Here is a 6256-nt window from a genome sequence, read left to right on the forward strand (position 1 = left end):
AGGCCGACCTTGTCGGCGGAATAGTCGAACGCGCCCGGCGCCCACATCGACCAGTTGATGAAATCCTTGCGGGTGTCCTTGGCGTAGGCGTTGCCGTCGAAAATATCCATCACCGCGAACTTGCCGGCCTGCAGCGTCAGGCGCGAGACGTCGACCTTGTTTGCCAACTGAAGCGGCGCGCTGGCGAGCTCTTCCTGTTCGCCGCCAAACCCAAAAGTCTGCCGCAGCAACAGCCGCGAGGTGTTGTAGTGCGGATAGGGGAAGTTCGATTTCTGCGCCTCGCCATTCGGAAAGCCCGCCACGCCCACGGTATCGTTCAGCCCAAAACCCTGCAGCAGTTCGGGGTTGTAATAGAGCTCGCCGCCGTCCCACAGCCGCGTGTTCAAAAACAGACTGCTGCTCCAGGTCGCCTGCGCCTGCGGCGCCGGAGTGAGGCTGTTGGTGCCGGTGTAGAGCGCGCGGAAGCCGGGATAGCCTTGCGGCAGATAGGTGGTCTGGCCGTGGATTTCCCAACGATTGGACTCGGGATCGACCAGGGACGCAAGCTGCACCGGGCTGCCATTGGCCGGCCAGTCGATCTTGCGGTTGAGCCCGACCCGGAGCGCCTGGAAGTTCAATGTCGAGGCGTGCGTTGCGCCGGACTCGAACTGCACGCCGGCGTTCTGGAACTGGCTGTAGAGATATTCCAGCCGAAGGCTCCAGTGCGGCGCGAACGCAACTTCGACGCCGCCGCCCGCGGCCCAGCCGAGCCGCATGCTCAGTTTCTTCTCGTCGTTGCCGATGGAAGGCGTATTGAAATAACGCTCACCGGCGAAGGCAAGTCCACCGGTGGCATAGAACATCCAGGGTCCCGCGGCATAACCGAGCCGGCCGCGCGCGCTACCTGTAAAATCCATCTGTTCGACGACATAGGATTTCGCGGTCGCCAGCGTCGAGATGACGGAATTGCCGTCGATGTAGTTCGGAAATGAAACGTCGGCTTCGAAGCCGAGCACGATCCGCGACGGCAGCTGGACATTGTAGCCGATCTGCAATCCGCCGATCGGGCCGCCGAATGAATTGCCCGTGGTTGCGATGGATGGATCGCTGAGCACCGCGTTGGAGTGGCCGCGGCCGAAACCGGCATGGGCGCCGAAATAGAATCCAGTCCAGTCATGGATTTGCTGGATGCGCGGAGCCTTTAGCGGGATGTCGGCCGCGGCCGCGCCGTCCAGCGACAGAACGCCAAGCACGAGCCCCGCGAGGACCCGCTTCATGGCTCTGCTCGCGATCGGTGGTCGCGTCCCATCCCGTAAGGCCCCCCCGCCTCGATCCGCTGCGTCCGGCTGCATGACCCTGCGGTCACCGAACTAACCCTCGCAAATCCCCGGAAACAACCGATTCGGCCGGCTCGTTCGCACAACCGGACCGAAGGCGTCCCATTTGCAACTATAATTGCAACTAATTCGCAATTGCAAGAGAGATCGAGGAGGCCGAGCGTGAATTGCATTGGAGAGTGACGTTCGTGTAACAGCAGCCCGCATCTCCTGTCGTCATCGCCCGGCTTGACCGGGCGACCCAGTATTCCGGAGCGCCAATTGCTGAACACGACGTTGCGGAATACTGGGTCATCCGCTTTCGCGGATGATGACATCAGCGGGCATCGCGCCAAAAGTTGACCCGCCCGGGGGGACGACCGGGCGGGTCGGGTGCGACACGGGGGTGGATGAGGCGCCCGTGCCGGACGCAGGATCCACTTCGGTCCATCAACCGGGTATCAGTAGTAATTGCAGCTGCGGACGCGGCCCATGTAGTTGCCGTAAGCGTCGAACTGGCGAACCCAGCCGCAGCGGCGATAGCCGTATCCATAGTAACCGTCATTGCTGGCGGCGATCGCGCTGCCGACGACGGCGGCGCCGACGATGCCGGCTCCAACGCCCCAGCCGAGGCCGAACGGTTTTGCATCGGCCTGACGCGTCGAGGAAGCGAGCGTGCCGGTGGCAACGAGAGCGGTGAGAGCGAAGGCGGCGATTTTGGTCTTGATCGACATGGGAAACTCCATCCTGTTGAAGGCGGCCCGTTGTGGTCCGCATGCCAGTTGGACGGAGGCTGTTGGATTCGGTTCGAATCTGCGATATGGAATGTCGGTTAGCCAGATTCCGTATGGATTTCAGCTGTTTGGTTGGCCTGACGGGGTTTTCCCGAGCTTCATCACGTCGAAGTTATCGACATCGGCCAGCAGTTCGCAGAACGCCCGCGCACCGTGATCGAGCAGCAGCTCGCCTTTCTCCGCGGAGGCTTGTGTAGCGTCACCGGCAGCGCCGCTTGGATGAAGATCCTGCGCCTGCCACGCGAGCGGCGCGGGGCGATGCGTCGAAAGCCAGCGATATTCTTTTTCCATCGCGATGCTCGAGGGTTCAAAATTTCTGATCGCAGCTGTGCGCACCTGATGCGGATAGCGCGCCAGCATGATCGAGGTCTCGACCGCGCCGCCATGAACGCCGTGGCGCAATTCTTCGGCTGTGAACAATCCTTCCGGCGCGCCGAAGCGCGACCATGCCGTCGTCACTGCGAGAAGGCCGTGTTGCGCGCGCAAATCCTGCGCGACGATGCTCATCGCCGCGCTGTTGCCGCCATGGCTGGTGATCATCACCAGCTTCTTGATGCCTGCGCGGGCGGCGTGTTCGCCGATTCCCATCCAGGTTTTCAGCGCGGCAGCGGCGGACAGCGTCAGCGTGCCGGGATAATCGGTATGCTCGGTCGAAATGCCGGTCTCTTCGATCGGCAGAAACGTCGCGGGGATGTTGTCCGGCAACAGTTCGCGGACCCGCGCGAGGTAGGCTTCTCCGATCAGCACGTCGGTACGCAGCGGCAGATGCGGGCCGTGCTGCTCGGTCGCCGCCAGCGGCAATACCGCGATCCAGCGCGCCGCATCCTTCTTGGCGAACTCCGGCCAGCGGATCGCGGTCCAGTCGCGGGGAGGGGTCATCAAGCGCAGCATTTCTTTGCACGGATTTGCAGGGTACAAGGCCCGCGTCGCCTTATCATGGGCCAGAACGATCGACGGAGTCCAATCATGAGCGCAGGCTTCCTGCTGCGAGCGTTAATGGCGGGCCTTGCGCTTTCCGCAGCCGCCTTGCCCGCCGCTGCGCAGACGCCGGACAGGCTGTCGTTCGGCACCAACTGGGTCGCCGAGGCCGAGCATGGCGGGTTTTTCCAGGCCGTGGCCGACGGCACCTACAAGGCTTACGGCCTCGATGTCACCATCGTGCCGGGCGGCCCCAACGTGAACAACCGCGCGCTGCTGATCGCGGGCAAGCTCGATTTTTTCATGAGTGCGAACACCCTGCAATCCTTCGACGCGGTGGCGAACAATGTGCCGGTGATAGCCATCGCCGCGATGTTCCAGAAGGACCCGCAAGTGTTCCTGGCGCATCCGGAATCCAAGGTGACAAAACTGGAGGACTTGAAACCGCTGACGCTGTTCGTGTCCAAGGAAGGCGTCGCAGGCTATTTCCAGTGGCTGAAATCCGAATACGGTTTTGCCGAGGAAAAGATCAAACCTTATACCTTTAACGCGCAGCCATTTCTCGCCGACAAGAAAAGCGCGATGCAGGGCTATGTCACGTCGGAACCATACGCGGTCGAGAAGCAGGCCGGCTTCAAGCCGACCGTCGTGCTGCTGGCCGATTACGGTTTCAACACCTACTCGACCCTGATCGAAACCAGGCGCGATTTCACCGAAAAAAAGCCGGACCTGGTGCAACGCTTTGTCGATGCCTCGGTGATCGGCTGGTACAATTACCTCTACGGCGACAACAAGCCCGCCAGCGATATGATCAAAAAGCTCAATCCGGAAATGACCGACGATCTGCTTAGCTATTCGCTGAACAAGATGAAGGAAAACGGCATCGTCGATTCCGGCGACTCGCTGAAAAACGGCATCGGCGCCATGACCGACGAGCGGATGGCGAGCTTCTTCGACAAGATGGTGCGCGCCGGCGTCGTCAAGCGCGACATCGATTTCATAAAGGCCTACACGCTGCGCTTCGTCAACAAGGGCGTCGGGCTCAATCTGCGGCCGAAGAACTAGAGCATGATGGGTTTAGGACGACTCGCCAGACTGAGTTCACCTCTCCCCGCAGGGGAGAGGTCGACGCGCATCGTCAGATGCGCGGCGGGTGAGGGGCCTCGCCGCGAGTCCGAGTGCGTGGAGAGACCCCTCACCCGAAGCCCTCGCTGGCGCTCCGGCTTCGACCTCTCCCCTGCGGGGAGAGGTGAGAAGCAGCCGCTTCACCCTAAATACACCGCACTCTAGATGGCCGGCCCCGCGCCCGCCTTGTCCGGTATGGACGCCAGTCCCGGCGCGGGCGTTGCGGTGAGTCTGCGCGGCGTCACCAAGACTTACGACAGCGGCGTTGTTGCGTTGGGCCCGATCGATCTCGAGGTGCGCAAAAGCGAGTTCGTGTCGCTGCTGGGACCTTCCGGCTGCGGAAAATCGACGGCGTTGCGCCTCATCGCGGGCTTGAGTGCGCCGACATCCGGCGCGGTGCGGGTCGCTCATTACGGCGCACAGGCAGGGCGTTCGATCGGCTTTGTGTTTCAGGAACCGACGCTGATGCCATGGACCAGCCTCCGCGAGAATGTGCGCCTGCCCCTGAAACTCGCACATGTTCCGGCTGGCGAAGCCGATGCCCGCGTCGGCGAGGCGCTGGCGCAAGTGGGCCTCGCCGATTTCGCCGGCGCCTACCCGCGCGAACTGTCCGGCGGCATGAAGATGCGGGTGTCGCTGGCGCGCGCGCTGGTCACCGATCCCGACATTCTGCTGATGGACGAGCCGTTCGCGGCGCTCGACGAGATCACCCGCTTCAGGCTCAACAACGACCTGCTGGCGCTGTGGCGCAATTTGCGCAAGACCGTGATCTTCGTCACCCATTCGGTGTTCGAGTCGGTCTACCTGTCGCAGCGCGTGATCGTGATGACGCCGCGTCCCGGGCGCATCGCCGCGGAATTCCGCGTCGATGCCGCCGAGCCGCGCGGCGAGGAATTCCGCACCTCCGCCGAATACGCCGGACAGTGCCGCGCAGTCTCGGTCGCGCTGGGGCGCGCAAGCGCCGAGAAGCTCGCGCTATGAGCTCGCTGGAAACGCCGCCGCTTTCCGCGACGCCGGCAAGGCCCGGCAATGCGCGCCTTGTGCGCATCCTGCTGCCGATCGTCGTGCTCCTGGCCGGCATTGCGGCATGGGACCTCGTGGTGCGCATCAACGACATCCCGCCTTACGTGCTGCCGGGACCGGGCGTGGTATTCAATACGCTGATCGCCGACTGGAGCCTTCTGTCGCAATCGCTGCTGACCACTCTATGGACCACCCTGGAAGGTTTTGTCGCCGCCGCCATCGGCGGCATCGCGTTGGCGCTGTTGTTCAACCAATCAAAATGGCTGGAGTATTCGCTGCTGCCTTACGCGATCATCCTGCAGGTGACGCCGGTGATCGCGATCGCGCCGCTGCTCTTGATCTACCTGCCGCAACAGACCGCGGTGATCGTCTGCGCCTGGATCGTGGCGTTCTTCCCGGTGCTGTCCAACACCACGCTGGGGCTGAATTCGGTCGACCGCAACCTGGCCGGGCTGTTTCAGCTCTACGGCGCCTCGCGGGCGCAGACCCTGCGCTACCTGAAACTACCCGCGGCGCTGCCCTATATCCTCGGCGGATTGCGCATCGCCGGCGGCCTGTCGCTGATCGGCGCCGTGGTCGCCGAAATCGCGGCGGGCTCGGCCGGCGCCGGGTCCGGGCTCGCCTATCGAATCGCGGAATCCAGCTATCGCCTCAACATTCCCCGAATGTTCGCGGCACTGCTGTTGCTCTCCGCCGCGGGGATTGTCATTTATATGCTGCTGGCGCTGGCCTCGCATCTGATGTTGCGGCGCTGGCACGAAAGTGCGCTTGGAAAGGAAAACTAATGGCTGCCGCGATTTCTTCGGAGAAGATCGATTTGCTGGTTTACGGGCCGCCCAAGCCCATTGTCGATAACGGTTTTTCCGACCAGTTCGTGCTGCACAAGTTCGAAACCCGCGGCGACCTCGACCGCCTGACCCCGGCCGTCGCCGAAAAAGTGCGCGGCATGGCGGTGACCTACAATACGGTGCGCGGCGACAAGGCCACGCTGGCGCAGTTTCCAAAACTCGAAATCGTCTCCAGTTTTGGCGTCGGCTACGACCACATCGACGCGACTTACGCGGCTGAACACAACATCATGATCACCAACACGCCCGACGT

General features: G+C 62.7%; 6 protein-coding genes and 1 pseudogene. 4 read left to right on the forward strand and 3 right to left on the reverse strand.

Translation table 11 applies throughout. From position 1 onward, the window contains the following. The 3 genes from VGP39_RS14900 to VGP39_RS14910 all read right to left on the reverse strand — a co-directional run. A partial coding sequence (locus VGP39_RS14900; RefSeq protein ID WP_327568870.1) for a carbohydrate porin occupies window positions 1-1256 on the reverse strand: 1256 nt, incomplete at its 3' end. 500 nt (window positions 1257-1756) lie between these two features. Beyond that, window positions 1757-2029: a hypothetical protein gene (locus tag VGP39_RS14905; protein ID WP_327568871.1), complete on the reverse strand. Its 273-nt coding sequence runs from the start codon at window positions 2027-2029 to the stop codon at window positions 1757-1759. A gap of 120 nt (window positions 2030-2149) precedes the next feature. Beyond that, window positions 2150-2968 (reverse strand): creatininase family protein, encoded by an 819-nt coding sequence (locus tag VGP39_RS14910; RefSeq protein ID WP_327568872.1) that lies wholly within the window; start codon window positions 2966-2968, stop codon window positions 2150-2152. 87 nt (window positions 2969-3055) lie between these two features. On the opposite strand from VGP39_RS14910, the gene VGP39_RS14915 reads away from it, so the two are divergent. The 4 genes and pseudogenes from VGP39_RS14915 to VGP39_RS14930 form a co-directional block, all read left to right on the forward strand. Then, window positions 3056-4072 (forward strand): ABC transporter substrate-binding protein, encoded by a 1017-nt coding sequence (locus tag VGP39_RS14915; RefSeq protein WP_327568873.1) that lies wholly within the window; start codon window positions 3056-3058, stop codon window positions 4070-4072. A 225-nt stretch (window positions 4073-4297) separates the two neighbouring features. Next, on the forward strand, window positions 4298-5113 hold the full coding sequence (locus VGP39_RS14920; RefSeq protein WP_327568874.1) for an ABC transporter ATP-binding protein: 816 nt from the start codon (window positions 4298-4300) through the stop codon (window positions 5111-5113). Then, window positions 5110-5940, forward strand: a complete 831-nt coding sequence (locus VGP39_RS14925; protein ID WP_327568875.1) for an ABC transporter permease — start codon at window positions 5110-5112, stop codon at window positions 5938-5940. The genes VGP39_RS14920 and VGP39_RS14925 overlap by 4 nt, the downstream gene beginning before the upstream one ends. Next, window positions 5940-6256: pseudogene (locus VGP39_RS14930) on the forward strand (2-hydroxyacid dehydrogenase); the annotation flags it as partial. The gene VGP39_RS14925 and the pseudogene VGP39_RS14930, both read left to right, overlap by 1 nt.

The sequence above is a fragment of the Bradyrhizobium sp. genome, assembly GCF_036009065.1.
Lineage (GTDB): Bacteria > Pseudomonadota > Alphaproteobacteria > Rhizobiales > Xanthobacteraceae > Bradyrhizobium.

Coding starts and splice junctions, on each gene's coding strand:
- VGP39_RS14920 (WP_327568874.1), top strand. CDS start 4,298: ATGGCCGGCCCCGCGCCCGCCTTGTCCGGTATGGACGCCAGTCCCGGC.
- VGP39_RS14905 (WP_327568871.1), bottom strand. CDS start 2,029: ATGTCGATCAAGACCAAAATCGCCGCCTTCGCTCTCACCGCTCTCGTT.
- VGP39_RS14925 (WP_327568875.1), top strand. CDS start 5,110: ATGAGCTCGCTGGAAACGCCGCCGCTTTCCGCGACGCCGGCAAGGCCC.
- VGP39_RS14915 (WP_327568873.1), top strand. CDS start 3,056: ATGAGCGCAGGCTTCCTGCTGCGAGCGTTAATGGCGGGCCTTGCGCTT.
- VGP39_RS14910 (WP_327568872.1), bottom strand. CDS start 2,968: ATGACCCCTCCCCGCGACTGGACCGCGATCCGCTGGCCGGAGTTCGCC.